The organism is Photorhabdus sp. RM323S (genome assembly GCF_042879375.1).
GTDB lineage: Bacteria > Pseudomonadota > Gammaproteobacteria > Enterobacterales > Enterobacteriaceae > Photorhabdus > Photorhabdus tasmaniensis.
This window is the reverse complement of sequence record NZ_JBHFKZ010000043.1, coordinates 17,588-44,271: the sequence shown is the minus strand read 5'-3', so window position 1 is coordinate 44,271 and position 26,684 is coordinate 17,588. Positions and strand designations below refer to the sequence as shown.

Here is a 26,684-nt window from a genome sequence, read left to right as displayed (position 1 = left end):
GAACTCCACCCTTCAGAAGCCAGAAGGATAGCTTTTATTCTGTCTCGTACTTGACCATCACGAGTGGTGTCGTGAAGACGTTCAAGTTTGATTTTTTGTTCTGATGTAATAAATATTTTCATAGCGAGGATAATGATCTCCATTTCGGATAAAATCAAGCATCTTCAATGATTACGAGTATATACCGAATGAACTTCAAGATGCTTGAGTCGCCAGACATAAAAACATTTAAATTCAACAACATAATCGTTTTTCAAACATGCACTTTGAAGTGTCTTGAGTATATACCCAGTAAAAAAAGGACAAAATAAGAATAACAAAATCCTCAAACACACGATTTAACCGAATACGAACTGGGTTACTTTCAGTGTTATTATCCTGCATTTATTATACAACACCAAGATACATTAAATACGCTCACTTAAACTTGTTTTACACTATTTTACCCTGCCCAATAGCATTGCTTTTATACGGTTTTATTTAAATCACGCCTCTTTTTATACCTTTAATGTGATTTAACGCTAAAATCAACTCATATCGTTATTTTTACAAGCTATTTTCGCGATCTGTTAACGCTTAAATACCCGTTTAATCATTATAATTTTTATTGTTAAAAACAGCATACTGCTCTGGCGTTATTTTGAAGAATTTATCATTATTTAGGACAGCCCTTTTTTCTTTATTTGTTTAAATTGATTACAAAATAATAGATTATCTACTGTTCAAAGAGGGTTAAACCCTCTTTTTTCATGTTGTTACCGGGTTAAAATAAATTCTTCACCATCAAAACGATATTTTGGATTTAATAGTGTCTGGCGGATTCGACTAATAAGTGCAATTTTTCAGAAAGGCGGTCAGTTGCTATAGTAGGCATCTTTCTCGCCAAAGGAAAACGCACTATGACCTATATACAACTGACCGAAACAGAAAGATATCAGATTTTTAGCTTAAAAGAAGCGGGTTTTTCACAGCTCTTCATTGCTGAGTCACTTAAGCGAAGCCCATCGACCATCAGCAGAGAATTGAAGAGAAATCAAGAAGTCCAGACATACTGCCCTGAACAGGCTCATTTGAAGGGATTGGCGCGTCGTCATTTTGCTAAGAAAGCCGTGAAAATAACGCCGGTAATAAGAAAATGGATAAAACGGTTAATTTGGAAAGATTTAAGCCCTGAACAGGTGGTTGATTATTTGAAACAACATAAAGGGATATCTTTGCATCATGAGACGATTTATAGGCTGATTTATAAAGATAAAATAGAGGGGGGTGATTTATGGCAACATCTGCGAATTGCCAGAAAACCCTATCGCAAACGTTATGGTCGCTATGAAAGAAGAGGCAAAATTAAAAATCGGGTCAGTATTGATGAGCGCCCGGAAATTGTTGATAAAAAAGAACGTATTGGCGACTGGGAAGGAGATACGATAATAGGAAAAGATAAAAAAAGTGTCTTATTAACGTTGGTTGATCGCAAGACACTGTATACAATTATCGTTAAACTTGATAGCAAGCGTGCATCAGAAGTCGCGAAAGCGGCAGTGAAAGTATTATACCCATTAAAACAAAAGGTTAAGACCATCACATTCGATAACGGTTTGGAGTTTGCAGATCATGAAACCATCAGTGAAAAATTAGGAACCCAAATTGACTTTGCGCATCCTTATTCGCCCTGGGAAAGAGGGATCAATGAAAATATCAATGGGTTAATCAGACAATACTTTCCAAAGGGAACCGATTTTAATGAAGTCTCTGATCAAGAAATAAATTTTGTGGTAAACCGATTAAATAATCGCCCCCGAAAAACACGGGGTGGGAAAACACCGAATGAGTTATTTAAAGGAATACGAACTTGTTTACTTCCAGATTAACGATGTTGCACTTATCATGTGAATCCGCCTCTTGTTTTTATTATTGTTTTTATTATTGTTTTTATTATTGTTTTTATTATTGTTTTTATTATTGTTTTTATCAAAAAATTGTAGGAGATTTTGGTAAATGTGAAATTGTTTTTCCTTACGTGCGTCTCGTTGATAGCGAGAGGTGATACGGTTTATCTCTTTACGCAATGCATGGAATCTATTTATACCAAGAATAAAGGATGGAGGATGGAGGATGGAGGATGGAGGATCTATCTTTGCATCTTTTCCCTTGTGGATAATTAATATACTAATACCTTCTAAACTTGCCATTATTTCGCAAATATATCGATATTCCCAAAGAAGGCCTAGGCCAAATCGAAAATCTTTAGCAAATCTATCAGATAACTGCTCCAGAAGATCAATAACATCTTCCGTAGTTATTAATGCGGTATTCTGGATAATTAGTTAACGGCATCTGTATATAGCTCAAAAGTGCATAGTAAAAATCTATACCCGTTATTATACATCCTTGCCACAGATTTGGTGAGATAACCCCAGACAAGCTTTGGCGGAAGATCACAGGAGTCGAACCTGCCAGAGACCACTGGCGGCCCCATCTGGATTTGAAGTCCAGCCGCCCCACCGGGGACGATGATCTTCCATATCAATACGAAAGAATTATGAAAACATGCCGATTATAGCGCGTGCTGTAAGGCTTCTGAACCGATCTGTGGAAACAATTCATCAATTTCCTAAAAAGCATTAAATTTTGTTGTTAAAAAACTCGATATTCGCGTTGAGTTTACCGAATTTTACCTACATCTTATTAGCCGATACCCATTACGATACACTGCTCATTCAGCCATGTATCCCAAACACAAACAGGACCCTATATGACTAATCCGTTACTCGTTCCATCCGGTTTACCAAAATTTTCTTCTATTAAACCAGAACATGTTGTTCCTGCTGTAAAAGAAGTCATTGCAAATTACCGCCAAACTGTCGAAAAGATCCTAGCCGAGAATACCGTTTTTACCTGGGACAATCTGTGTCAGCCACTGGCTGAAGCAAATGATAAACAGTCACGTGCATGGTCACCAGTCAATCATCTGAATTCGGTTAAAAACAGTCCGGAGCTGCGTGCAGTCTACGAAGAAAGTTTACCATTGCTGTCTGAATTCAGTACCTGGTTAGGTCAACACAAGGGCCTGTATCAAGCATATAAGTCATTACGTGAGAGTGCTGAGTTTGAGAAACTCTCTCAACCTCAACGCCAAGCTGTCGAAAATTCACTGCGCGATTTTAAACTGTCAGGTATCGGTCTGCCTGAGGCGAAACAGAAACGTTATGGCGAGATCAGCGCACGTTTGTCAGATTTAAGTTCTCAATTCAGCAATAACGTGCTTGATGCCACTATGGGCTGGACCAAGTTAATTACTGATGTGGAAGATTTGTCTGGTCTGCCTGAAAGTGCGATTGCCGCAGCTAAAGCTCAGGCAGAAGCGAGAGGAAAAAAAGGCTGGCTGCTGACTTTGGAAGCGCCAAGTTATCAGCCGGTTATTACCTATGCAGAAGACCGTGAATTACGTCGGGAAATTTATCACGCTTATCAAACTCGTGCTTCTGATCAAGGCCCAAATGCCGGTAAATGGGATAACAGCGAAGTGATGGCTGAACTCCTTGCATTACGTCATGAGCAAGCCCAATTGCTTGGCTTCAAAAATTATGCTGAACAATCTCTTGCAACCAAAATGGCAAAAACGCCTAAGGAAGTTTTGGGTTTTCTGAATGATTTGACAAAACGCGCTCATCCACAAGGTGAAGAAGAAGTAGATGAGTTAACATGTTTTGCGAAATGGCATCATTGCGCCCACGAGCTGGAAGCTTGGGATATGGCTTATTATGCCGAAAAACAAAAGCAGCATAAGTTTTCTATTAATGACGAACAGTTACGTCCTTATTTCCCTGAACAACGAGCTGTTGAAGGGCTATTTGAAGTTGTTCGCCGTATCTATGGCATTACAGCCAAAGAGCGCCATGATGTAGAAACCTGGCACCCAGATGTCCGTTTCTTCGATCTATATGATGACAAAAATGAGCTGCACGGCAGTTTCTATATGGATCTCTATGCGCGCGAACATAAACGGGGCGGTGCCTGGATGGATGAATGTATCAGCAAGATGCGCCATTCCAACGGCGAGCTGCAAAAACCAGTCGCTTATCTGAACTGCAACTTCAACAAACCTGTTGGTGGTAAACCAGCTCTGTTCACCCACAGTGAAGTAAACACGCTGTTCCACGAGTTCGGTCACTGTCTGCACCTGATGCTGACCCAGATTGAAACTGCTGCTGTTTCCGGTATTAATGGCGTGCCATGGGATGCGGTTGAGATGCCAAGCCAGTTCATGGAAAATTGGTGCTGGAAACCAGAAGCACTGGCATTTATTTCTGGTCACTATGAAACTAAAGAGCCCCTGCCACAATCTATGCTAGATAATCTTTTAGCAGCGAAAAACTATCAAGCAGCAATGGCTATGCTGCGTCAGCTTGAGTTTGGTCAGTTCGATTTCCGTTTGCATGTTGAGTATGATCCAGCAAAAGGTGCTCAGATCATGCAAACCTTGAAGAAAGTGAAAAAATTAGTTTCCGTAGTGCCTTCACCTAAATGGGGCCGCTTCCCACACTCATTCAGTCATATCTTCTCCGGTGGTTATGCCGCAGGTTACTACAGCTATCTGTGGGCTGAAGTGCTGGCAGCTGATGCCTTTTCACGCTTCGAAGAAGAAGGGATTTTCAACCGTGAAACCGGGCAATCTTTCCTTGATAATCTTCTGTCCCGTGGTGGTTCTGAAGATCCAATGGAACTGTTCAAACGTTTCCGTGGCCGTGAACCCAAACTGGATGCAATGCTGCGTAGTTCTGGTATCAAGGGATAATCAGGGTGGGTATCTGTTTAATCTGTGAACAAGGCGCTGATAGCAGCGCCTTATCTCAACTGGCGAAACGCTGGGAGCTGGTACATGACGAAAGTGCTGTCATGGCATTGGTTCTTACACCTCAACATCTCGAACTCCGCAAAAGGGATGAGCCCAAACTGGGCGGCATCTATGTGGATTTTATCTCAGGCACCATGGCACATCGCCGCCGCTTTGGTGGCGGACGAGGTGAAGCCGTTGCTAAAGCCGTAGGAATCAAAAAAGATTATCTACCAACCATCGTGGATGCTACCGCAGGTCTGGGACGTGACGCCTTTGTACTGGCATCACTGGGTTGTCATGTAAGAATGCTGGAACGCCATCCTGTGGTCGCGGCATTGCTGGATGATGGGCTTCAACGTGGTTATCAGAATGAAGAAATCGGCGGCTGGCTAAGAGAACGCATGACATTACTCCATGCCTCCAGCATCACAGCACTGACCAATATTACACCGCAGCCTGATGTGGTTTATCTTGATCCTATGTATCCACATAAACAGAAAAGTGCACTGGTGAAGAAAGAGATGCGGGTGTTTCAGTCTCTGGTTGGTGCCGATGAAGATGCTGATAATTTGCTATCCCCTGCACGAGCTCTGGCAAAACGCCGTGTCGTGGTAAAGCGACCTGATTATGCAGAACCTTTAGCTGGAATAGCTGCATCAGCGGCTATCACCACAAAAAACCACCGTTTTGATATCTATCCTTGCTAAAATATCAGCCGCATATTGCGGCTGATCACTTTAATTTACAAGATACCCTGAGAGAGCATAGCGTCAGCCACTTTTACAAATCCGGCAATATTCGCACCCTGAACATAATTGGTCTGTTTGCTCTCGCCACCATACTCAACACAGGCGTGATGAATATCTAGCATAATGTGATGCAAACGTGCATCCACTTTCTCAGCCTTCCAGCCTAAACGTGCTGCATTTTGCGCCATTTCCAAACCTGATGTTGCCACGCCACCCGCGTTGGCTGCTTTACCTGGTGCGAATAGCACGCCTGCTTCAATAAAGGCTTCAGTCGCTGAAATGGTTGCTGGCATATTCGCCCCTTCAGCTACGGCTTTAACGCCATTCTTGATAAGGACCTTAGCCGCATCCAAATCCAACTCGTTCTGAGTAGCGCATGGCAAAGCGATATCAACCGGCACAGACCAGGGTTGTAACCCTTTCAGGAACGTCAGCCCCCGCTCTTTGGCATACTCTTCCACTCGACCATAGTGCTGATTTTTAATCTCTTCAAGGTGAGCCAATTTCTCCAGCGTGAAACCTTCTTCATCAACCACTGTGCCACCGGAATCAGAAGCAGTAATCACTTTCGCACCCAGCGCCATGCATTTCTCAATAGTATACTGTGCGACGTTACCTGCACCGGAAACCGATACCCGCATACCGTCAAAGCTCATACCATGGCGTTTTAGCATGGCATTGGTGAAATAAACCAGACCATAACCGGTTGCTTCCGGACGAATCAAACTGCCACCGAAAGAGAGACCTTTGCCAGTAAATACACAAGCGGTGTTATTAGAGAGCTTTTTCATCATACCTGACATAAAAGCCACTTCACGGCCACCTACACCAATATCCCCCGCAGGAACGTCGGTATCGGGTCCCAAATGGCGGTACAATTCTGTCATTAACGCCTGACAGAAACGCATCACTTCGCCTTGGCTTTTTCCTTTGGGATCAAAATCTGAACCCCCTTTACCACCACCCATCGGTAAAGTTGTCAGCGCATTTTTTAAAGTTTGTTCAAAGCCAAGGAATTTCAGAATAGAGAGATTCACCGATGGATGAAAACGCATACCACCTTTATACGGACCAATAGCTGAGTTGAACTGCACTCGCCATGCACGGTTCACTTGAACCTTACCTTGATCATCTACCCAGCAAACTCGAAACTGGATAACCCTTTCCGGTTCTATCATACGCTCCAGCAAGCTTTGTTCACGATATTTCTGATTTTGTTCAAGGAACGGCCAAAGAGAGGTAAATACTTCCCGGACAGCCTGAAGATATTCTGGTTGATATTCATCCCTGCGTTGAATCGATCCAAGAAATGAAGACAAAGAGAGTAAACAGCTCATAGTTATTCCTTATTTCTACTTTGGTTGTAATGTCTCCTCAGCAATTCTCTAATAATTATTTTTGTCGAAAATGTGAGGTAAGTTGTGTTTGCCCTTTGAATATATCACTGTTCTATATTCATCTTTCAAGAAGTTTTTTTATAGAAAGGTAAAAAAAATTTCTTGATTGCATCAGGCACAAACCAAACAACACCTCATTTCATCAAAAAAAACGCCTGCATAAGCAGGCGATTTTATCGAATAAATTTTCAATCTATAGCTATTCATCGTTACGTAAAGGAACAATCAGCATATCAACATGAACCGTGTTAATCAGCTGGCGGGCAGAAGACATCAGTTTGCTCCAGAAATCCTGATGATGACCACAAACAACCAGATCTATGTCATATTTCTTAATCGCATCAACCAATACCTGAGCCAGATCACCGCTACCGCTCAGGGTTTCCTGAATGCCATAATCTGTCCCTGCGGAGAGATCTTTCAACGCATTGCGAGTCTCGTCAGTAATGCGTTGCTGCATATCACCGAGATTAACATCAATCAAACCGGTGTAGAGATCGGAATAGTTAACATCAACATGGATCAGGGAAACTTTGGCATTGTACGGTTTTGCCATGGAAATAGCTTTTTGTACCAATACCTGACTTTCCGGGGATAAATCAACCGCAACAAGAATATGTTTATAAGCCATAAGCGAACTCCTTCCATAATGCCGATTAATGAGTTGGCAGGGCAAATTGCCACTATCTTATGCCTATTTAGAATGCCCTTAAGATGCTGTTTCGATCACAACTTATCGCAAGCAAAGAACATTCACCAAACAAACAACATATACCACAATCGCTATTCCTTCCACTTGATAGAGAACAAAATCAAGCCCTGGGTTTATAGTCTTTCTTGTCCAATCCATGTTTTTCCATGCTCAAATCGAGTTTTTTGCGTGGGATCCTATTTTGCAAACCAGTAGGTCAGTGACTTATCCATTGCAAAAAGCTATTGCCAAATCACCTAAAATGGCAACAGGTTAACGCAATTGCACCTGATGATTTATGCTCTTGCATTGATTCAGATATTGATGCAATATTACATCAATATCTGAATCAATGAGGTAATCAAATGCGAACTACTGTCACGATTGATGATGTGCTGTATGCACAGGCGCTGGAAATGGCCGATCCTAGCATGGACAAAGCTGATATTTTCCGGGAAGCGATGAAAACGTTTGTTCGGGTGCAGGCGGCAAAAAGGCTGGCTTCGCTCGGCGGTACATCGCCTGAAATGCAGAGGATTCCCCGCCGCCGCGAGGAGCCATCCGCATAATGACTATTTTGGTTGATACGTCCGTCTGGGTTGACCATTTCAAAAACCGGAATGACGGGTTGATTCAGTTACTGAGCTGGGATCTGGTTCTGATTCATCCAATGGTATTGGCAGAGATAGCCTGTAGTACCCCTCCGGCTCCAAGACTGCGAACACTTGGTGATCTAGGTCTCTTACCTCCGAGCCATCAGGCCAGTATTGCCGAAGTGATGGCGTTTATTGAAAACGAAAAACTGTACGGGCTTGGATGTGGTTTGGTTGATATTACGTTGCTGGCATCAACCCTGATAACGCCAGGAGCAAGACTTTGGACATTGGATAAGCAACTTGAGAGATTGGCTAAACGTCTTAATGCGAGTTATCAGCCGATTCATTGACCGTAGCGCTGGCTGCGTCTCCAGAGCGCTTAGGAGAACATAAAAATATGTGTATTTTTTACGCAGTCATTGCATTTGCTGTTTTTTTGCCATTCGCTTTGCTATCACCTCATTAACAGTTGATTCAACAAATACCGTTGATTTTGTGTTTTGGATAGGCGCGCAAAAAAATCTATAATGAGTAATGACAGCAATCTATTTTTAAAAAATTTGCCTTTAAAGAGAAATCTTAATTAATTTTTCTTTATTATCGATTATGTTAATAATCCTTTTTCAGGCGTATTTAATGTAATAATTATGCTTCTCCACTTCCACCCAAAAATGCTCATATACTACAATCACCACGACTTAACCGCCACGCTAAAGAAAGACAATAACTTTGCTCCAAGGAAGGGTTTTTTGTACTATCTGACTATCTTTCCTACAATAAATATAAGGCATCACCGCCTGCAATTTTGATTTTTTTCCTTTTGTGACAGCTTTGGCTAAACCATTCTAAGGAGGGGGATTATGTTCAGTTCAATTGTACTGTTTTGGGCGCTGTGTCTTGTCTGCATTATGAATATGATGCGCTACTTCTCTTCACTGCGGGCATTGTTGTCTATTCTTCGCCAGTCCGATCCCTTGCTTTATCAATCAGTAGACGGTAACGGTTTTTTTACTGCTCATGGACAGCTCAATAAGCAGATAAGGCTCGTACACTATATCAATTCACAACGTTACCTGGATCATCATGATCCAGAAGTGGTGCTCCGCTGTGAACGGCTGAGAAGGCAATTTATTCTGACGAGCGCGCTGAGTGGATTAGTTGTTGTTTGTCTGATTTCTATGTTGATTTGGTACTAAAACAAAAGGCGGTATAGTTAACCCATACCGCCTTCAAATTTTTCGTCAAAACAATTAAATCAGTTTCAAAGCGTACCAGTAAAAAATACCAGATAACCCAATTGAAACCGGTAGCGTCAGTATCCAAGCCAACATGATGTTCTTGATTGTTTTACCCTGAACACCACCACCATCAACCAACATCGTCCCCGCTACCGCAGAGGAAAGAACCTGTGTAGTCGAAACCGGCATCCCGGTATAACTCGCAACACCAATTGAAACAGCCGCAGTCATCTGCGCTGAAACACCCTGTGCGTAGGTCATACCTTTCTTACCAATCTTCTCGCCGATAGTCACCGCAACGCGTTGCCAGCCAACCATAGTTCCTAAGGACAGTGCCAGTGCCACCGCAATGATGATCCAGACAGGTGCATACTCAACAGTATGCAATAAGTCTTTACGCAGTTTATTCAGAAAACGGGCATCTTCAGCACTGGTTTCCGGCAGTTTAGCCACAGCTTCCACAGTATCGGCAATACACATCAACATGCGGCGCATATTGTTACGCTGTTCAGGATTCAGCCCACTATAGCTCTGAATGCCCTTCAATATGCTTTCTGTCTGATTGAGAACAACTACAGCACGAGTGCTGTCACAATGGAATCGCCCTTCCGGCTCATCTTCAACAACAGCAACCAATGGCGTCAGTTCAATGGCATGAGATAACGCAGTACCATGCTGCTGATAATATTGTTGCAGGTGAGTAACTGCATCGTAAGTACGTGCAATGTCATAGCCATTAGCATTCATGTTTACGACAAATCCCGCCGGAGCTACGCCGATCAGCACCAGCATAATTAAACCAATGCCTTTCTGACCATCATTCGCCCCATGAGAGAAACTTACTCCTACCGCAGACAAAATTAGCGCAGTACGCGTCCAGAAAGGTGGTTTACGTTTACCGTCTTTCTTCTCACGTTCAGCGGGTGTCAGATGAATACGTTTGCGTTTCTTGGTGCTACTCCAGTAACGGCGCAGCAGAAACACGATTGCCCCAGCAATGATCAATCCGATGAAAGGAGAGAGGATCAACGACAGGAAAATCTGTATCATCTTCGGCACATTCAGTGCATCAACCACAGAAGAGTTGGTCACGATGGCATTGGTCAAGCCGATACCAATAATGGAACCAATCAGGGTATGAGAACTGGATGCAGGTAAACCGAAATACCAGGTACCAAGATTCCAGACAATGGCAGCCAGCAGCATGGAAAACACCATGGCAAGACCATGAGCAGAACTGACATTGAGCAGAAGATCGGTAGGGAGTAAATGTACAATCGCGTAGGCGACACTTAATCCACCAAGAAGAACACCAAAAAAGTTAAATACCCCAGCCATGACAACTGCGAACTGTGCTCGCATAGCACGGGTATAAATAACTGTTGCTACCGCATTCGCGGTATCATGAAAGCCATTAATGGCTTCATAAAACAGCACAAACAGCAGTGCCAGTACTAACATTAGGCTGGTGTGAAAATCCAGGCCAGTAAAAAGATGTAGCATAAACGTTAAGCCAGTTAGTTGGACATGAACGCGGCGCATTATCAGTGACAAATGCTAGCGGGGAAAGTGAAATATGAACTTTTTTTGATTTCATGACAACCAGATAACAATAAGAAATGAGAATATTCCTTATATATCATAAAATTGCATATCTTTTAAAAAATTGACAATTTTAAGACAAAAAATAAGTTTATCTGACAAATTCAGGTCATACGGGAACTTTTTCCCGCAAAATTATCAAAAATGCAACACTTTAAGGGAAGTTCCCGCTAAATTATTCGGTTATAAAGAGAGAAATAGTGGAAAGATTTGATGTAGTTATTGTTGGTGCCGGTGCAGCCGGTCTGTTTTGCGCAGCTCAAGCCGGACAACGTGGTTTACGGGTGCTGGTTCTGGACAATGGCAAAAAAACCGGGCGTAAGATTTTGATGTCCGGTGGTGGGCGTTGTAACTTCACTAATATGTACACGGAGCCATCAGCTTATCTTTCCGCTAATCCCCATTTCTGCAAATCTGCCCTAGCCCGCTATACACAGTGGGATTTTATTGATCTGGTTCAGCACCATGGCATTGCTTACCACGAAAAAACCCTGGGGCAGCTTTTTTGCGATGATTCAGCTCAACAGATAGTTGATATGTTGCTAAAAGAGTGTGAGGCTGGTCAGGTCACTGTTCGTCTGCGTAGCGAAGTTAACCACGTAGAAAAAAAGGAGCTGGGTTTCGTTATCACTGTTAATGGAAAGGAAGTAAGTACACGCTCACTAGTCATCGCTTCCGGTGGGTTATCTATGCCAGGCCTTGGCGCAACCCCTTTTGGTTATCGGGTTGCAGAACAGTTTGGCCTGAAAGTCTTGTCAACCCGCGCCGCTCTCGTGCCTTTTACTCTGCATAAACCACTACTGGAGCAACTTCATATGCTTTCCGGTGTGTCCGTTCCCGCCATTGCCACCGCTGAAAATGGCACGCTATTCAAAGAAAATATCCTGTTTACCCACCGAGGACTTTCCGGCCCGGCAATTTTACAAATTTCCAGTTATTGGCAGCCGGGAGAGTTTGTGAGTATTAACTTACTTCCAAATATTGATCTGGAAACGTTTCTGGAGAAAGAACGGAGTGCTCACCCAAACCAAAGCGTAAAGAATACCTTGGCAAAATTATTACCGAAGAGGTTGACAGAATGTCTGCAAACACTCGGTCAACTCCCAGATATTTCTCTTAAGCAATTGAACTCAGTTCAGCAAAAACAATTGATGACAAATCTTCAATCATGGCAAGTACAACCCAACGGTACTGAAGGCTATCGTACTGCTGAAGTGACGATGGGCGGCGTGGACACTCATCAGCTTTCATCCAAAACAATGGAGGCTAATCAGGTAAAAGGACTCTATTTTATCGGTGAAGTGGTAGACGTCACCGGCTGGCTTGGTGGCTACAATTTCCAGTGGGCATGGAGTTCCGCCTGGGCGTGTGCGCAGGCGTTGTAACTTTTGTGCAGGAGTAGGATTATTCGTTAATAAAGTGTTAGTGGCTAACTGAGAAGAGAATTCTGGGCATGTCAATACATCTTCGCCTGCAAAATCGTTCTAACTGTACCGAAACTTTCTTACAGTCATATGTAATTGTATACACAGCTGTCTGGCATCAGATTCCAGTATGCTTTCATAACGAAAGATGCACTTAAGAATAATTGCTATTTCAGTTAAAGTTCTGTCTTATACGCTCGTTATACATCTGGCAAAACATCCCGGTTTTAGGAGTCTGCCAGATGAACTAGGTGTTTATGTTTAATAACAGAATCATCCTATATGAAAAGCAGATGGATCCAGTTCAAATTCTTTGTCAATTTCCAGCTTCTTCAATATCGCAGGAAGAACCTGGTGAATCATACGCATACCGACCAGAAGTTCGTTCATATAAATATCTGGATGAATACGTGAAGAATTGAACCCCAAACTTTCTGCTTCGGCTTCAAGACCGAGATTGTCACCAGAATTATAAACTAACGCGAGCAGTTCTGCCCTGAGAGGAACGCCAGCCCGAAACGCTTTATCCTTAACAATATTGAGCCATTCTTCGTAATCTTTAAGGGGTCTAAGGTGAGTAGACCTACCCGGTCACCCAAGTAGGTACAAGTTCAGCTAAAATCATAGCTGCATGTATTCCAATCATTTTCATCTAATTAGGCATTTTATTCTGTACTGTGCATTATGATAGAGGTGTTAACCCCGTTTAATGAGTGCAAAATATACCGTCTAACTGTGCAGAATTGGTTACCGTGCTACAGATTCAAAGGAAAAATGGGTAAATTGCAGCCGTAATTTATGACGCTAGTTGTGTAAAAATTTTTCAATAGATGAAATGCAATTGTCGCTTCATTTATCGAGCGGATGAGTGAAATTTATCGTGCGCGGCATCATCAAGTATGTGCCCTTAGCAAAAAAAGACAACTAATGGTTATATAAATTAAATAAAACATAACTTATTTATCTATTAAAAAATTAACGAATCCTTACGTTTATCCATTATTGGAGATTAATTATGGATTTAGAAAGTATAACTGCCATTCAGTCAGGTCAACCTATTACATGTAATGCATGGCTATTCTGGTTAAGGAAGTTCACCGGGAGCATACCTAACAACGTACTAGTAGTGATGGGCTCATTATTCATGAACATGGTATTCATGCCAACTGCTGATGCATCCAACACGCGGATTTTTTCGCTGCAAGAAGCAACCATCAAACAGATGCAGCAAGCGATGGAGGCTGGTGCGTTGTCGAGTGTCGAATTGACGACAATGTACCTGAACCGAGTATATGCCTATGATCTCAATAGTATAAAACTGAACTCCATTCCTGTCTTAAATCCAAGAGTGTTTGAGGAGGCTGCGGAGGCAGACCGTCTGCGGTCTGAAGGCATTATACTCGGGCCTCTTCACGGGATCCCTTACACTGTTAAGGATAGCTATATGGTTGCTGGTCTCACCGTAGCTGCGGGATCGCCTGCCTTCAAAAAGCTGATAGCAAAAGATGATGCCTTCACGATTAAAAAGATTCGGGAGTCTGGTGGGGTTCTCATCGGAAAAACAAACATGCCTCCGATGGCAGCCGGTGGCATGCAGCGAGGTGTTTATGGTCGTGCGGAAAGTCCCTACAACGCCGACTATCTTACGGCCGCATGGTCTTCCGGTTCATCGAACGGTTCAGCTACCGCAACGGCTGCAAATTTTGCGGCCTTCGGGATGGGAGAGGAAACCGTGTCGTCTGGTCGTTCACCTGCTTCTAACAATGCTCTGGTGGCCTATACTCCTTCACGTGGATTGATCTCAATCCGAGGCAATTGGCCTCTGTACCCTATACGTGATGTGGTTGTCCCGCATACACGTACTGTTGAGGATATGCTTCGAGTCCTGGATGTGGTAGTGGTTGATGATCCGATCACAGAGGGAGACCTCTGGCGTCATCAGAAAGTTGTCAAACTACCTGCTGTGACTTCAGCACGCCCTAAAACCTATCTTGAACTCAGAGACACAAATTCGTTGAAGGGACGAAGAGTTGGCGTTCCAAAGATATACATTGGCAAAGATTTTGGTGGCAGTGCTCCCATTCGCATCAGGCCGTCTATCATTGAACTTTGGGATAAGGCTGCTACAGACCTTCGTGCGCTTGGCGCTGACGTGATTGAAATCGATTTCCCACTCCAGAATAATTATGAGGGGGACCGTGTAGGCACTAGAACGATGGAAGAACGCGGACTTATTCCACTCGACTGGATGGAATTGGAGTTTAACTATATAAATTCCTATGTGGCCGAAGAGTTCCTCAAGAACGTAGGAGACCCGAATTTCCCTTCTTGGACTAATATCGACCCGGCAACAGTATTTCCGAACCCGCCAGGATCCGTCGATGCGTGTCGCGGATTTAATCGAAATTCAGATTATAAATTGCTCATCGACACAATCAAAGCTGGGGTCCAGCCCATTGAGAAACTACCGGGTTTTGCGACTATGCTCCGCGGCCTCGAAGAAACGCGAAAGATAGACCTTGAGGACTGGATGAAGGCGGAGAAGCTTGATCTCATTGTTTTTCCCGCAAACAGCAACATCGGTAAGGCCAACGCAGATGTCAATGATATCTCGTACGAAGAAGCATTGCAGAACGGTAACTTTTACTCAAACACCAACTATGTTCTCCGTCACTTGGGCATCCCAAGTGTTTCAGTGAGCATGGGGACCATGAAGGACACTGGTATTCCTGTTAACTTAACATTCATTGGCCCAGCTTACAGCGACAACGATCTTCTTCGGTACGCATACGCTTATGAATTCGCCACCAATAACAGAACCATAGCAACCCGGGTTCCCCCATTGGCCGACGAAATACTGGACTACTCAGACGGAAAAACAGTTCCACCGGTGCAACGTACAGATAAACTGCCCCCGGTGTTAGTATTGAATGCATCTCTTGCTGGTACTACGCTTACAATTTCTGGTACGGCGAAGGACATAAGTAAAATTGCGACAACGCGTATTTATGTTAATGGGATAAAGACACCATTTGATGGCGATTTGGTTAACTGGCAGGCGAAAGTTGACACCAAAAAATACTACAACATCACAGCATTAGCTGCCGAAGCACTTTTCGTGGTTGTTATTTCTAAAGACGAATATGGTAATACGGCCGTGGCAACCAAAAGTATCAAATTGCCGGTAAGCAAGAGTAAAGCGGCAATACAGATCGGCGACGGGACTACGCCATCATCTGTACATCCACCAGCAGACATACCTGCGTGTATACCTGGCGGCACCCCACAACATATTGGTTAAACAGGCGGACACCTAGATAGTGTCGTCACGATATCTCTGATCGTGTTTGGCATTGACTTGAGCCCCACTTACCAGGACGTCAGGGCACCTAGGGACGTGTCGCTTATGATAATCGACTATTTATTAATGCGGTATTCTGGATTTTACGGACAGGAGCCCCCTAGCGAGATTTACCCCCCCGATTATGGCGATTGGAAAAATATGCATCGCCGTTTTTGTCGGTGGCGTGACAAAGGCGTATGGGAAGGATTGCTTGAAGAACTCATCTCTGAACCGGATTTCGAATGGCTGATGATTGACGCCAGTCACATTAAGGTTCATCCCCATGCCGCAGGGGCGGAAGGTGGCAATCAGGATATGGGGCGTACAAAAGGGGACTCAATAGCAAGATACACCTGGCCGTGGATGCGCATGGTATGCCGGTCAGAGTACTTATTACAAGCGGGTATCACGGCTATGACAGTAATGCCGTTGTTGAACAAGCAGAAAAACAAGGTATGGAAGCGCAAATTCCCAGCCGTAAAAATCGCAAAGTGAGACGAGAATATGACTGTGAACTCTATCGGCTCAGGCACTTAGTTGAAAATGCTTTCCTGCATCTTAAACGCTGGCGTGGTATAGCGACCCGTTATGCCAAAAATAGTGGCTCATTTCTTGCTGGCGTTCAGATCCGCTGTCTCCCTCTTTGGTTAAGAATTTTATGACGATACTATCTAGTAGTAGATCATCATTTTTCCCACCAGCAATGGGGCAAAGGGTGAATAGACCTACTCGGTCACCCAGGTAGCCCCTCCTCAGAACCGGACTTGCAGAATTACCGCATCCGGCTCCCAAGAAAAATCTACCCAAAATCGCGGTTTATTTATCATGCGGAGCAAGACCTTTATATCTGTCCGGCTAATGATAAGTGACTTCATGTCAGTACAGTAAAACCCTCTGAAAAAAGCCGTAGGCATCGGGTCTCTACCGGAGCAAATTGTGCCGATTGCCCGCAAAAAGAAAAGGGTACACAGGAAAAAAAATCAGAAAAATCAAGTGGTAACCGGAAGATAAAGCGCGGGATAAACGGCGTTCACGGATGGACAAACCGGAGTCAAAGTGGAATTTACCTTGCACGCCATAGTCCATAAAGATTTCGGGGTACCGTATGAGCTGGGTAACAGAAGAATTCAAGACATTAGCGCTGGGTGTGCTCAATGCTTGGATGTGGGCACGAGAGCCCCGGGATGCCGATGGCGTGCGGGGAGGGATTAAGGAGAGCACCCGTTGGCTCGAAGGCTACGAGCACGTAGCCCGCGCGCAGGCCCCGTGCTGGTCCAGGTGAGTTTTGCTCTGCCGCCCGGACGCGGACGCCGCACACGTAAGGTGACTCAACAACTGCACACCGAATCGGTCGAACTGGACGATGGTGCACAAGGCCGCTTGACGGTGACCTGCGTGGTGGCAGAAGAGATGAACCCGCCGAACGGGGTCAAACGGTGGTGTGGAGCTTGTTGAGCAATCGTCCGGTGAACACGCTGGAGCAGGCAGTGGATACTCGTGGACTGGTACCGGGCGCGTTGGGAGATAGCGCTGGCTCTGTACCTGGTAGTAGCCTGGCGGATCAACCGGCTGATGTGGCTAGGCCGGACATTGCGGTGTTTGTTGATGGCGTGCGCTTTGCTCGTCAACAGTGATGAGATGTGTGTAATGGGATGCCTTTAGGTAGCTCTTTCGCTGATATATCTCATTGCAACGGCACATAGCGAATTAAACATTACTAACATGTCAACCATCGCTAAAAGCCCAGCTTGGCAGGAAAAGAACAAAATCCAGTTGCCGTCTTACATTGACACGAGGGGGAAGTGTTCATATCATTATGTTGATAGTTAGCCTAGTGGTGTTCTGGTCAGAACAACAAGTGTTACGATTGGCGAACAACTTGATTCTTTTATCGTCGGTTAATAGACAGCGGCCATTACAGCTCTGTGAGTGAAGTCATGCGCTCTGCTCTGCGATTGCTAAAGCAACAGGAAACAAATAATGAAATTTTCGCTAGGAGGCTAGAAAGTGGTGAAAGCCCGTTATCGGCTTATTAGGAACCAAGCTATGATTTGACGACATTTGACTCTGCCCGTAACTGTTCGGCTTCGGTTACTGCATTTTGAGATATACAAAATGATTTTTGGACACCACATATTTATCGGACATAGTTTTTGTACACTGTCCTACCATTCCTACCATTGTCTATAATAAATTGACATATCAACAAATAAGATAAAAATTGTCAAATCGTAGCTTTGTTTCCACTAGGCCTTCTACAGTAGCCACGAAAAGCCGTTTTCGTATACGGTGGAAACTATTAAAGATCTTTGTGGTAGCAATGTTTCCAGCCTTGAAAACTTTCAAACAAAAACTCTCTTGTCAACCTGTCTGCTGCTACAATGGGAATGCTGAATTAATGACAATGATTTAGTGAATGTGAAAAAAAATGACTTTTAGCGCTCTGGCTGGATGTTATCAGTGCTAAATTGGAACTAACAGCTTAACTTGGAATTATAATAAAAAACTCATTAGAATAAAATTCGCTAATATTTAAACTCATCTTCTGTAAGGACAAGGTAAATGCTTTCTACATACAAGCTGTATGGTTTTTTTGTTGGTTTAACTGTGACTATAATGATCACCTGTGACACACTGGTATATAAAGTATATGACATTTATCAACTTAAAATTACAGCCAGTGGTATTATTTTTTCTTTATGCTTTCTCTTCTCTACATTATTAACAGAAGTATATGGCTATAAATTGGCAGTGAGATCGGTATGGATTATGGTTTTCTGTCAGACCATTTATGTACTACCGCTGAATATTACCTCAGTTATTCAAAGCGAAAATAATGTTATTGCAGAAAACTACTACGCTCTCTATCATGAATTCTGGCGGGTGATGATCGGTACGTGGTTTTCTGTCCCGATATCTTATTTTTTCAACGGCATAGTAATATCCAAACTAAAAATAGTTTTTTCCGGTCAATATTTTTTCATCCGATACTTGATAGCTTCAATGTCTACACAGGCTGCATTATTGCTGACTTCATACCCTATAAGTTTATCTGGTAAATATAACATAAATGAATTGATAAATATAATATCTACAACTTGGAACTATAAAGTATTTATGTCAATTTGCTTGTTGCCGCTTGCTGTTTGTTTGGTTGACTTGGTTAAAAAAATAGAAAAGACGGATTATTTCGATTGGAATACATCGTATAATCCTCTCAATGTTTTTACTGAAAAAAATGAGAGAAAACCATAATGAGAATTCTTCAACTTACTGATATTCATATTTTTTCTAATTACTGTGACCTTAAAGAAAACAACGATACTCACTATATTGAAACTATTAAATTTATTCTTAAGCATAAGAGGATACTGAACATTGATGCGTTAGTGATCACTGGTGATATATCTCATGATGGCGGAGAGCAGTCATATAAGATTTTTTTTCAGGAACTAGCATGTCTGAATCTGCCCTATGCTATTTTGCCGGGTAATCATGATAATCCAGCGGTGCTGTTACATAACAGTATTGGTCAGAAAAATATTAAAAATATTGAAGACTTATCTAATGATGAATGGAGTTTTATCAGTCTGAACAGCGTGGTTGAAGGTAAAGATTACGGAAAGGTAGATGAAGATGAAATTGAAAAACTAGAAGAAAAAATGAGGCGTTCTGGTCATAGAAATATCGCTTTATTTTTGCATCATCATCTATTACCTGTCGGTACACCTTTGGTAGATATATGCAACTTACAGAACACAAAGGAATTACTTACATTGTGCCAAAAATACCCAGTAAAATTTGTTGGCTCAGGTCATGCACATACACTTTTTCAACGAAAAATAGGCGACCTTCTATTATCTGTTTCCCCGGCTGTATGTTATCAGTGGGAGAATGGAACGAATTATGTCAATACGGTAAATACGAGTGGTTTTAATATCATATCTTTCAATGAACCAGTATTTGTTGAAACTTACTTCATTTAACCAACTTCAAAGGCTGATTAAATTTGTGATCTGACGGTTTTTGTTGTGCCAACTTGTTTGATATTTCTCTGCCTTTTCTCAATCCCGTGTAGAAGGCGATCCTCGTGGCATCAACGCCTGCGGTATTATCGATCAATTCTCGGTCTTTCATAAACTCTTTTCCGGTGACAGTGATTTCATTGTTGCCGTTAGTTATTGTGTAAACACCGCATCTCGTTTCTTCACTGATGGATAATTTAGTATCTATCAGCTTTTTTCTTGCCTCTGTTTCGGCAATAAATGCAATATCTTTAGGATTTACTTCACGAAAAAAATCGCTATTAATAAGTTGTTCATAGGTTTTCTTTACATACGTTTGTGTACCAAACTCTTTGAAAAACCAATAATTTTCTGTCTTATAATTGATGCTTTTATCTATCGTATAAATATAATCTGGTGAAAATATTCTCTGAATTGCTTTAAATATGGAAATATTAATTTTCATCTATTTCAACCTTTTAATTGTTTTCAATAGAACCCCAAAAATAGTATAATCGGTATATTCTACGGGTGAACTATCAGATTCCAAGGAAATATTGGAAAACTGAAAACCATTCTCACCAACAAAAACTCTTCGCAAGCAAATAGGGTAACTTTTTGTTTTGACTAACACTATGTCTCCGTCACAGAAAAGCTCATTTTGCGAGATAATACAAAGTGTTCCCCGTTCTAATTCTGGTGACATGACATTGTTAGTAATTTCAATAGCACATAATGAATCATCATTAATATTGTCCACCTCAGTTGTATAACTACTTGTAAAATTGGTTTTTTTTGATAGATAGTTTTCTATATCATTATATCGGATCAAAGGAATCCTCTTAATATTACTTGGAGGCTCCCCCACTGAGGTAAAATCCACATCGGTAAGTGTAATTAAAATGTCCTGTCGTGCTATTATATTATCTGTTAGCTAGGTTTCGCGCTTCTTCGGACAGTTTATCATTAACGGAGTGATTCATCTATGCACGTTGCGAAACTGATATCGCTGTTGAAAATTACAATTAGTGGGCTTAGGTGCAGCTACACCCCGAATTGATAAAATAATCAAAGAGTAAATACGCACCTAGTGGTTTAACACAAGGACTCTTATTTTCATTGATGTTGTTTATTTTGAATATTTATGCGCTCCGCCGCAGAGTTTCGTTATCCAGCTACCACTCTTTAAAAATATGGATCGGGCTACCACTGTATCAGTACCTGCTCTTTCGAGTTCACATGGCTAGCACAGAGGACTATGTGTTTATCTCGAAGTGTAGCAAACATGCACACTGCACTATTGGGGTTTCGGTTGAAAGGATATCGCTGGTAGCGAGCTGGAGCAGTTTGTCCTCTATGCAAGAAATAGCCAATGGCCGTTTACTGCCGTCTTCTTTCGATATCTCCCTTATTCTGGCTGCTTTAGGGGTCAGAGATTTTATCGTTAGCGGGACTCATTTTGTGGTAATTGCTCCACACTTTTTTATGCTCTCGTTGTCAAACATCACTAGTACTACAGCCGTAGATGCCAGAAATCTGCATTTTTCCTGATGCTCACAACGTTGAGAAACCGCATGAATTAAGTTTTCTTATGAGAATATATTTCGTCGAAAAAGGGAATTACGGCTGTAGTACTAGATAGTGTCGTCATGAATTAATTTATGTCATAATAACGCCTGATCACACGAATGGATGACTTAACCATGAGCACACCCGCACACCGTCGTCACGATATCTCTGATCGTGTTTGGCATTTACTTGAGCCTCACTTACCAGGACGTCAGGGCGCCTGGGGACGTGTCGCTTATGATAATCGACTATTTATTAATGCGGTATTCTGGATTTTACGGACAGGGGCCCCCTGGCGAGATTTACCCCCCGATTATGGCGATTGGAAAAATACGCATCGCCGTTTTTGTCGGTGGCGTGACAAAGGCGTATGGGAAGGATTGCTTGAAGAACTCATCTCTGAACCGGATTTCGAATGGCTGATGATTGACGCCAGTCACATTAAGGTTCATCCCCATGCCGCAGGGGCGGAAGGTGGCAATCAGGATATGGGGCGTACAAAAGGGGGCTCAATACCAAGATACATCTGGCCGTGGATGCGCATGGTATGCCGGTCAGAGTACTTATTACAAGCGGTCCCACAGCGGATTGCTCACAAGCTGAGGTCTTAATTGAAGGAATAGATGCGGCACATTTATTGGCGGATCGGGGCTATGACAGCAATGCCGTTGTTGAACAAGCAGAAAAACAAGGTATGGAAGCGCAAATTCCCAGCCGTAAAAATCGCAAAGTGAGACGAGAATATGACCGGGAACTCTATCGGCTCAGGCATTTAGTTGAAAATGCTTTCCTGCATCTTAAACGCTGGCGTGGTATAGCGACCCGTTATGCCAAAAATAGTGGCTCATTTCTTGCTGGCGTTCAGATCCGCTGTCTCCCTCTTTGGTTAAGCATTTTATGACGATACTATCTATACACAGTGACTATCATTGGTCATTTCAATGATGGCAGCCTGCGGCCCTTTTTTCCAACGTAGATCATCATAAAAATGTTTTAATTGGTCTGACATATTTTGAAATGTTCGCGCCAGGTAGTAACTATCAACATCATGCAGAGAGTTACCAAACCTCAGCCCCCTCATCCCACACTGCTGATGAAGTGGAACACTTTGATTTTCCATGACGGAGTAAAATGTTATTTCCATACCAGGTTTTAGTATGTATTGAAGCACTTCTATCACTGCCCCCATACTGTTCTTGCCTCGCAAATTAACCTTCAGAAAAACCAAGAATACTACAGCCTGAAGTAACGATTTTGAGAGAGGGATTATGTTCGATATACGCATTATTCTTAAACAAGAATGAAACGTTAATACATTGTTTATAAATTTTTTTTAAATACGTTCAAATTATTATGAATATCTATTCATTATGAGTGGTTAAGCATATCTAATGCTGCTTGAGAAATATAAAAATATCAATTTGAAGAAAGTATGAATATAGCACTTTGAATAACCAAACTGAGGAGAAAAGAAAGGAATGATTGTAAAAGACGACTGGCACCCAGCGGATATTATTGCGGAGCTTAAAAAACGGGGAACGTCATTATCTGCTGTTTCAAGAGAAGCGGGGCTTGCATCATCCACCTTAAGTAATGCGATGCACCGCCCTTGGCCTAAAGGTGAACGGCTCATTGCTACTGCTTTGGATTGCGAGCCTTGCGAAATATGGCCGAGCAGATATCTTAGTTTTCAAGATTAACATGAACTTCTCATATAAAAATCAATGAGAGGAAATGCATTACCTGAAACTTTTATTATGAAGCTTTAGGTATGATAATAGAATTAACGCAGGGCTATTAACGCCCTGCTTTGTTGTCGAGTGGTGTTAGCTGAACTAAACCAGTGATTGCTTTTTCAAGATATTGACGAGGACAACCTAAGTTTATTCTGATAAACTCTTTCCCCTGATCGTCAAAACTCCATCCCATTGAAACGACTATTTTGGCTTTTTGTAGTTAAGGCTCGTTGCAAAGTGTCATCATCCAAACCTAAATCGCGACAATCCAGCCACCTTCTGATTTTGTCATTCGGGAATAAAAAGACTCATATAATTGACCCAATATTTTCAACAATGCATTCTGGTATGGCTGCATTCCCGTCACCATCCGGTGTTCTTGAAATTCAAAGGTGTTAATTCCTTCGAAGGTTAAAAACACCCAACGCGCTGAAGCCCCGCTCAACCTTTTGTTGGGCTTTGTAAGTGGAAAGTAATGCTGCCATATCAAGCACATCATTATCCATTTCGTTGATGGCCAGAATAAATACACAAAACATGCGAAAGATCACACTATTTTTAAATCAGGAATTAGGTGCGGAATGACGGCTACATTCAAAATGATATTCAATACACAGAGAAGGAAAGAAACGTCGGAGGACCTGAAGCTCACTGTATGGAGCTTCAGAAGTTGGCTTGAGAAATATATATAGACCTATATAACCTATAAATCCAAAACAACAATTTCGGTGCCAGAAATTCAAATCTTATCACCTGAACCGCTTTCCCACTTTTATTGAAAAAGCATTTATTATCGAGATAACGATCGCACATAAACTGGGTAGCAACTGCGCAATAAAACCAAGAATAGTTCCCTGGCTTACCGGGGAATAATGATGAGCCTCGCCACCCATAGCAATCTGCATGAAAGCAGAGTTTGTCAGGTAGGCATAAACCAGGCCGCAAATCCCCGTCACCAGCAGAAAACTTATCAGCATGGCGACCACCGCCCCTACCATCTGAGATAATCTTGTTCTGATTGAATTGATGGTGAGAGCGGTCAGGCAACCTGGAGCAAAACCCCAGCCCAATATATACCAAACAGCCATTAACCCTTTCAGCGCAGTGTTGTGCGCCATTTCCAGAATATCGGCACGCCACAATATAAAATTCAGACACGCAGCCAGCACAGCCAGAAATACGGAAATAGCAAAGCTGTTGGGCAAACTCGATTCTTTATTCACTAAAACACCTTTAGACAGTCAAGGAATCTTGCACCTTTTATCGAGTTAAGAAGAAAACTGCCCAAAATGCCAGCAATGAGTGCAGCAGTGTATCCCTTAATAAGGAATAACAACGGCATTTCTATTGAACCCCAATAGTTCAGCCCCACGTTGTGATCCAGCCCCCAGCAAAGTGTCTGGCAAACACTGAAAAACAGAGCGCTACTCACTGCGGTCATGATATAAGCTCCAATGCTTCCAAGCATAAAACGGGCTGAGAGCAGATAGGTCAATCCCCCAACCGCGGCCCCCATGCCAATACCGCATAAACCAAGAGCCCATACCAGACGCCATACCAGCGGGCCATTGTCGGGAAATAAAATAAAACTCATTAAAAGAAATCCAGCCTCTGCGATAAAACCCAGAGAGATAAATAACTTAATCGTGCGTATAGCACGTTTTTCTCCTTCTGCCACCGCATATCGCGGATATTGTTCATTCACAGTTTGATTAGACATTTTTCATCTCCTTAATGTGCGTTAAGTATCACAAAATACTACGGAAAATAGTCTGATAGTGTTTTTTAAATCTGAATCCAAATTGTTTTTTTCCAAAACAGAGGAAATTGTATTTCCTTCATAAATTACCTCTAATTTGCTTCAATCATTAGTTTCGCTTAATTGTATTAACTATTACTGAATAAAATCAGAATAATAGATCAAATGAATTATTTGAGAATACAAGAAAATCAACAGGTCAAAGAAAAAAACCATATATGATGTAATTACTATGGTATGAGGATGAAAACCTGTCAATGTAAAAGAAGAAATTAAGAAAACAGTCCAATATATGGACTTAATATTTTGATATTTTCTCCGGCCAGCTTGACAGAGCCCTTGCGTTATTATCATATTGATCTCCAGATATAAATAGCAGGAATAAACACTGAACTTGAGTTGGCAAACAATGCCACGCCTATTCTGTCTTGCCAACTTGACTGTCCCACTCAAAGAATTGGCTTTCAAATGATAAAAAAGGTGATGTCATTTATTGTTATAAGAAACAATAACTTTCATTTCTGAACTCTCAATTCCCGGATATACTTAGCATCATAATTATTTCATCCTGGTTAATAACTTGCGATTTGATTATTTATCGCTAAAATAGAATAAATAATTCAGAGCATTTAATTTTATAATAAAAATATTCAAGCATAGGCATAATTTCAACCTTATGGATTTGACAATAACCTGATACTTAGTTATGACTTTATTTAAGAAGCAACAAGATAATTATTCAATGAACTAATTACTATCAAGACAGAATAATGACAACCATGATAACCAATAAAGCTCAATATTGAGATTCTATTACCCCATATCTATAGGGAGATATATAACTGCCATGAATAAATCCGATCAAGAATTTAATGTTAACGAAAGTACTGTAAAGGTAGATGGAAAGGATGTCAGGTTCTTCACAGCTAAACCTCCAAGCCTAACTAAGGATAATGCCAAGAGTAATACTGTAGTGTTAGTGCATGGTACAAGCGGAAATACAACGCTGCATTTCAGTCATCTATTTCCACTACTTGCCACAAAACACTCTGTTATATCACTGGATTTTTCTCAACCTGTGAAAGCGGGCGAAATTCTGACTCCTGAACATCTTGGAAAACAGGTCGAAGCCGTTATTGAAACAGCTGCACCGGGGGAATCTGTCACACTGATAGGTTATTCTCTGGGCTCTGTCGTTGCTGCTTCTGTCGCCGCTAAACGTCCGGATCTGATTCGTAATTTGGTTCTGCTCGCAGGATGGATGAAAACAGATTTACAGATGGAAAGATTCGTTGCTGTCTGGCGTCATTTATATGAGACCAACTCACCGGTTATTACCGAATTTGTCATGTATTGTGTTGGTGGTGTCCCTGGTCATGTGGATATGTATCCAGACCCACCTCCAACTGGATTTGAAAATATCAATTCGGGGGAATTCGATATATTGCAACTAGACCTTGATGCCCGGGTTGATATCACTCAGATTGTTCCTACGATAAAAGCCACAACGCTGATTATTGGCTGTACACACGATAAAATAACCCCCACTTACCACAGCAAAGCACTTCTCGGCGCAATCCCGGACGCACGCTATATAGAGATAGAAGCCGGGCACGCTGTCATTTATGAACGCCCTGCCCAATTAATGTTGGTTATTGACCAGTTCTGCGCGGCACCTTCACTTTACCCTGCCGGGACCATTATTCCCGCTGACCAGATATAATCCCTTTTACGCTTTG

General features: G+C 42.2%; 25 protein-coding genes, 1 tRNA gene and 3 pseudogenes. 17 read left to right on the top strand and 12 right to left on the bottom strand.

Annotated features, from left to right (window positions below; genetic code table 11):
• Window positions 1-122 (bottom strand): annotated as a pseudogene (locus tag ACGF7G_RS16370) (IS630 family transposase); the annotation flags it as partial.
• Window positions 123-899: 777 nt separating this feature from the next.
• Here ACGF7G_RS16370 and ACGF7G_RS16365 point away from each other — a divergent pair.
• Entirely contained in the window at window positions 900-1,868 is a 969-nt protein-coding gene (locus tag ACGF7G_RS16365; protein WP_387466851.1) for an IS30 family transposase, read from the top strand.
• On the opposite strand, the gene ACGF7G_RS16360 is transcribed toward ACGF7G_RS16365, so the two are convergent.
• Window positions 1,854-2,189: a hypothetical protein gene (locus ACGF7G_RS16360; RefSeq protein WP_387466849.1), complete on the bottom strand. Its 336-nt coding sequence runs from the start codon at window positions 2,187-2,189 to the stop codon at window positions 1,854-1,856. The two genes, ACGF7G_RS16365 and ACGF7G_RS16360, sit on opposite strands and share 15 nt — an antisense overlap.
• A 236-nt stretch (window positions 2,190-2,425) precedes the next feature.
• A tRNA-Sec gene (locus tag ACGF7G_RS16355) sits at window positions 2,426-2,520 on the bottom strand.
• 232 nt (window positions 2,521-2,752) lie between these two features.
• On the opposite strand from ACGF7G_RS16355, the gene prlC reads away from it, so the two are divergent.
• Both prlC and rsmJ read left to right on the top strand, forming a co-directional pair.
• Entirely contained in the window at window positions 2,753-4,795 is a 2,043-nt protein-coding gene (gene prlC / locus ACGF7G_RS16350) for an oligopeptidase A (protein WP_387466847.1), read from the top strand.
• 5 nt (window positions 4,796-4,800) lie between these two features.
• Window positions 4,801-5,544, top strand: coding sequence for a 16S rRNA (guanine(1516)-N(2))-methyltransferase RsmJ (rsmJ, locus tag ACGF7G_RS16345; protein ID WP_387466845.1), 744 nt, complete (start codon window positions 4,801-4,803; stop codon window positions 5,542-5,544).
• Between the two features lie 35 nt (window positions 5,545-5,579).
• On the opposite strand, the gene gdhA is transcribed toward rsmJ, so the two are convergent.
• Both gdhA and uspA read right to left on the bottom strand, forming a co-directional pair.
• On the bottom strand, window positions 5,580-6,923 hold the full coding sequence (gdhA, locus tag ACGF7G_RS16340) for an NADP-specific glutamate dehydrogenase (RefSeq protein ID WP_133814481.1): 1,344 nt from the start codon (window positions 6,921-6,923) through the stop codon (window positions 5,580-5,582).
• A gap of 259 nt (window positions 6,924-7,182) precedes the next feature.
• A complete protein-coding gene (gene uspA / locus ACGF7G_RS16335) occupies window positions 7,183-7,614 on the bottom strand; it encodes a universal stress protein UspA (RefSeq protein WP_387466843.1) in 432 nt (143 codons plus the stop codon).
• A gap of 425 nt (window positions 7,615-8,039) precedes the next feature.
• On the opposite strand from uspA, the gene ACGF7G_RS16330 reads away from it, so the two are divergent.
• From ACGF7G_RS16330 to uspB, 3 genes are all read left to right on the top strand, one after another.
• Entirely contained in the window at window positions 8,040-8,243 is a 204-nt protein-coding gene (locus ACGF7G_RS16330) for a type II toxin-antitoxin system VapB family antitoxin (RefSeq protein ID WP_387466842.1), read from the top strand.
• Entirely contained in the window at window positions 8,243-8,620 is a 378-nt protein-coding gene (locus tag ACGF7G_RS16325) for a type II toxin-antitoxin system VapC family toxin (protein ID WP_387466840.1), read from the top strand. Before ACGF7G_RS16330 ends, ACGF7G_RS16325 begins: the two co-directional genes overlap by 1 nt.
• Before the next feature lie 510 nt (window positions 8,621-9,130).
• A complete protein-coding gene (gene uspB / locus ACGF7G_RS16320) occupies window positions 9,131-9,466 on the top strand; it encodes a universal stress protein UspB (RefSeq protein WP_133814485.1) in 336 nt (111 codons plus the stop codon).
• 54 nt (window positions 9,467-9,520) lie between these two features.
• On the opposite strand, the gene pitA is transcribed toward uspB, so the two are convergent.
• Window positions 9,521-11,011, bottom strand: a complete 1,491-nt coding sequence (pitA, locus tag ACGF7G_RS16315) for an inorganic phosphate transporter PitA (protein ID WP_387466838.1) — start codon at window positions 11,009-11,011, stop codon at window positions 9,521-9,523.
• A gap of 299 nt (window positions 11,012-11,310) precedes the next feature.
• Here pitA and ACGF7G_RS16310 point away from each other — a divergent pair, with 299 nt between their 5' ends.
• Window positions 11,311-12,495 carry an NAD(P)/FAD-dependent oxidoreductase gene (locus tag ACGF7G_RS16310; protein WP_387466836.1) on the top strand — a complete coding sequence of 395 codons (1,185 nt, stop codon included), beginning with the start codon at window positions 11,311-11,313 and terminating at the stop codon, window positions 12,493-12,495.
• Window positions 12,496-12,807: 312 nt separating this feature from the next.
• On the opposite strand, the pseudogene ACGF7G_RS16305 reads toward ACGF7G_RS16310, so the two are convergent.
• Window positions 12,808-13,095 (bottom strand): annotated as a pseudogene (locus ACGF7G_RS16305) (XRE family transcriptional regulator); the annotation flags it as partial.
• A gap of 454 nt (window positions 13,096-13,549) precedes the next feature.
• On the opposite strand from ACGF7G_RS16305, the gene ACGF7G_RS16300 reads away from it, so the two are divergent.
• From ACGF7G_RS16300 to ACGF7G_RS16275, 6 genes and pseudogenes are all read left to right on the top strand, one after another.
• Window positions 13,550-15,835 carry an amidase gene (locus ACGF7G_RS16300; protein ID WP_387466835.1) on the top strand — a complete coding sequence of 762 codons (2,286 nt, stop codon included), beginning with the start codon at window positions 13,550-13,552 and terminating at the stop codon, window positions 15,833-15,835.
• A 32-nt stretch (window positions 15,836-15,867) separates the two neighbouring features.
• Window positions 15,868-16,539, top strand: a pseudogene (locus tag ACGF7G_RS16295) (IS5 family transposase).
• A 786-nt stretch (window positions 16,540-17,325) separates the two neighbouring features.
• Complete coding sequence (locus ACGF7G_RS16290) at window positions 17,326-17,511, top strand: hypothetical protein (RefSeq protein WP_387466834.1); 186 nt, start codon at window positions 17,326-17,328, stop codon at window positions 17,509-17,511.
• Between the two features lie 303 nt (window positions 17,512-17,814).
• Window positions 17,815-17,913: a hypothetical protein gene (locus tag ACGF7G_RS16285; RefSeq protein WP_387466833.1), complete on the top strand. Its 99-nt coding sequence runs from the start codon at window positions 17,815-17,817 to the stop codon at window positions 17,911-17,913.
• Window positions 17,914-18,439: 526 nt separating this feature from the next.
• Window positions 18,440-19,132, top strand: a complete 693-nt coding sequence (locus ACGF7G_RS16280; RefSeq protein WP_387466832.1) for a VUT family protein — start codon at window positions 18,440-18,442, stop codon at window positions 19,130-19,132.
• Window positions 19,132-19,863 carry a metallophosphoesterase family protein gene (locus ACGF7G_RS16275; RefSeq protein ID WP_387466830.1) on the top strand — a complete coding sequence of 244 codons (732 nt, stop codon included), beginning with the start codon at window positions 19,132-19,134 and terminating at the stop codon, window positions 19,861-19,863. The genes ACGF7G_RS16280 and ACGF7G_RS16275 overlap by 1 nt, the downstream gene beginning before the upstream one ends.
• On the opposite strand, the gene ACGF7G_RS16270 is transcribed toward ACGF7G_RS16275, so the two are convergent.
• A complete protein-coding gene (locus tag ACGF7G_RS16270; RefSeq protein ID WP_387466829.1) occupies window positions 19,856-20,347 on the bottom strand; it encodes a hypothetical protein in 492 nt (163 codons plus the stop codon). The genes ACGF7G_RS16275 and ACGF7G_RS16270 overlap by 8 nt on opposite strands.
• Window positions 20,348-20,641 carry a S24 family peptidase gene (locus tag ACGF7G_RS16265; RefSeq protein WP_387466852.1) on the bottom strand — a complete coding sequence of 98 codons (294 nt, stop codon included), beginning with the start codon at window positions 20,639-20,641 and terminating at the stop codon, window positions 20,348-20,350.
• Window positions 20,642-21,120: 479 nt separating this feature from the next.
• Between ACGF7G_RS16265 and ACGF7G_RS16260 the strand changes: the two genes are divergently transcribed.
• Window positions 21,121-21,432: a hypothetical protein gene (locus ACGF7G_RS16260; RefSeq protein ID WP_387466828.1), complete on the top strand. Its 312-nt coding sequence runs from the start codon at window positions 21,121-21,123 to the stop codon at window positions 21,430-21,432.
• Window positions 21,433-21,584: 152 nt separating this feature from the next.
• A protein-coding gene (locus tag ACGF7G_RS16255; RefSeq protein ID WP_387466826.1) for an IS5 family transposase occupies window positions 21,585-22,351 on the top strand; the annotation gives its coding sequence in 2 pieces (ribosomal slippage) (window positions 21,585-21,960 and window positions 21,960-22,351; 768 coding nt in all).
• A 9-nt stretch (window positions 22,352-22,360) separates the two neighbouring features.
• Here ACGF7G_RS16255 and ACGF7G_RS16250 read toward each other — a convergent pair.
• Window positions 22,361-22,639, bottom strand: coding sequence for an NIPSNAP family protein (locus ACGF7G_RS16250; protein WP_387466825.1), 279 nt, complete (start codon window positions 22,637-22,639; stop codon window positions 22,361-22,363).
• A gap of 289 nt (window positions 22,640-22,928) precedes the next feature.
• Between ACGF7G_RS16250 and ACGF7G_RS16245 the strand changes: the two genes are divergently transcribed.
• Window positions 22,929-23,150: a helix-turn-helix transcriptional regulator gene (locus ACGF7G_RS16245; RefSeq protein ID WP_133814493.1), complete on the top strand. Its 222-nt coding sequence runs from the start codon at window positions 22,929-22,931 to the stop codon at window positions 23,148-23,150.
• 785 nt (window positions 23,151-23,935) lie between these two features.
• On the opposite strand, the gene ACGF7G_RS16240 is transcribed toward ACGF7G_RS16245, so the two are convergent.
• Complete coding sequence (locus ACGF7G_RS16240) at window positions 23,936-24,409, bottom strand: hypothetical protein (protein ID WP_133814494.1); 474 nt, start codon at window positions 24,407-24,409, stop codon at window positions 23,936-23,938.
• The gene (locus tag ACGF7G_RS16235; RefSeq protein ID WP_387466823.1) at window positions 24,409-24,906 is read right to left on the bottom strand and encodes a hypothetical protein; all 498 of its coding nucleotides are present in this window, start codon (window positions 24,904-24,906) and stop codon (window positions 24,409-24,411) included. The genes ACGF7G_RS16240 and ACGF7G_RS16235 overlap by 1 nt, the downstream gene beginning before the upstream one ends.
• An 886-nt stretch (window positions 24,907-25,792) precedes the next feature.
• Here ACGF7G_RS16235 and ACGF7G_RS16230 point away from each other — a divergent pair.
• On the top strand, window positions 25,793-26,668 hold the full coding sequence (locus ACGF7G_RS16230) for an alpha/beta fold hydrolase (protein WP_387466822.1): 876 nt from the start codon (window positions 25,793-25,795) through the stop codon (window positions 26,666-26,668).
• The last annotated feature ends 16 nt before the right edge of the window (window positions 26,669-26,684 follow it).

Bases quoted from the DNA above. Each gene is read 5' to 3' on its own strand.
- ACGF7G_RS16365 (WP_387466851.1), top strand. From the start codon at position 900: ATGACCTATATACAACTGACCGAAACAGAAAGATATCAGATTTTTAGC.
- ACGF7G_RS16360 (WP_387466849.1), bottom strand. From the start codon at position 2,189: ATGGCAAGTTTAGAAGGTATTAGTATATTAATTATCCACAAGGGAAAA.
- prlC (WP_387466847.1), top strand. From the start codon at position 2,753: ATGACTAATCCGTTACTCGTTCCATCCGGTTTACCAAAATTTTCTTCT.
- gdhA (WP_133814481.1), bottom strand. From the start codon at position 6,923: ATGAGCTGTTTACTCTCTTTGTCTTCATTTCTTGGATCGATTCAACGC.
- uspA (WP_387466843.1), bottom strand. From the start codon at position 7,614: ATGGCTTATAAACATATTCTTGTTGCGGTTGATTTATCCCCGGAAAGT.
- ACGF7G_RS16330 (WP_387466842.1), top strand. From the start codon at position 8,040: ATGCGAACTACTGTCACGATTGATGATGTGCTGTATGCACAGGCGCTG.
- ACGF7G_RS16325 (WP_387466840.1), top strand. From the start codon at position 8,243: ATGACTATTTTGGTTGATACGTCCGTCTGGGTTGACCATTTCAAAAAC.
- uspB (WP_133814485.1), top strand. From the start codon at position 9,131: ATGTTCAGTTCAATTGTACTGTTTTGGGCGCTGTGTCTTGTCTGCATT.
- pitA (WP_387466838.1), bottom strand. From the start codon at position 11,011: ATGCTACATCTTTTTACTGGCCTGGATTTTCACACCAGCCTAATGTTA.
- ACGF7G_RS16300 (WP_387466835.1), top strand. From the start codon at position 13,550: ATGGATTTAGAAAGTATAACTGCCATTCAGTCAGGTCAACCTATTACA.
- ACGF7G_RS16285 (WP_387466833.1), top strand. From the start codon at position 17,815: ATGCGCTCTGCTCTGCGATTGCTAAAGCAACAGGAAACAAATAATGAA.
- ACGF7G_RS16280 (WP_387466832.1), top strand. From the start codon at position 18,440: ATGCTTTCTACATACAAGCTGTATGGTTTTTTTGTTGGTTTAACTGTG.
- ACGF7G_RS16275 (WP_387466830.1), top strand. From the start codon at position 19,132: ATGAGAATTCTTCAACTTACTGATATTCATATTTTTTCTAATTACTGT.
- ACGF7G_RS16270 (WP_387466829.1), bottom strand. From the start codon at position 20,347: ATGAAAATTAATATTTCCATATTTAAAGCAATTCAGAGAATATTTTCA.
- ACGF7G_RS16260 (WP_387466828.1), top strand. From the start codon at position 21,121: ATGGCTAGCACAGAGGACTATGTGTTTATCTCGAAGTGTAGCAAACAT.
- ACGF7G_RS16250 (WP_387466825.1), bottom strand. From the start codon at position 22,639: ATGGGGGCAGTGATAGAAGTGCTTCAATACATACTAAAACCTGGTATG.
- ACGF7G_RS16245 (WP_133814493.1), top strand. From the start codon at position 22,929: ATGATTGTAAAAGACGACTGGCACCCAGCGGATATTATTGCGGAGCTT.
- ACGF7G_RS16235 (WP_387466823.1), bottom strand. From the start codon at position 24,906: ATGTCTAATCAAACTGTGAATGAACAATATCCGCGATATGCGGTGGCA.
- ACGF7G_RS16230 (WP_387466822.1), top strand. From the start codon at position 25,793: ATGAATAAATCCGATCAAGAATTTAATGTTAACGAAAGTACTGTAAAG.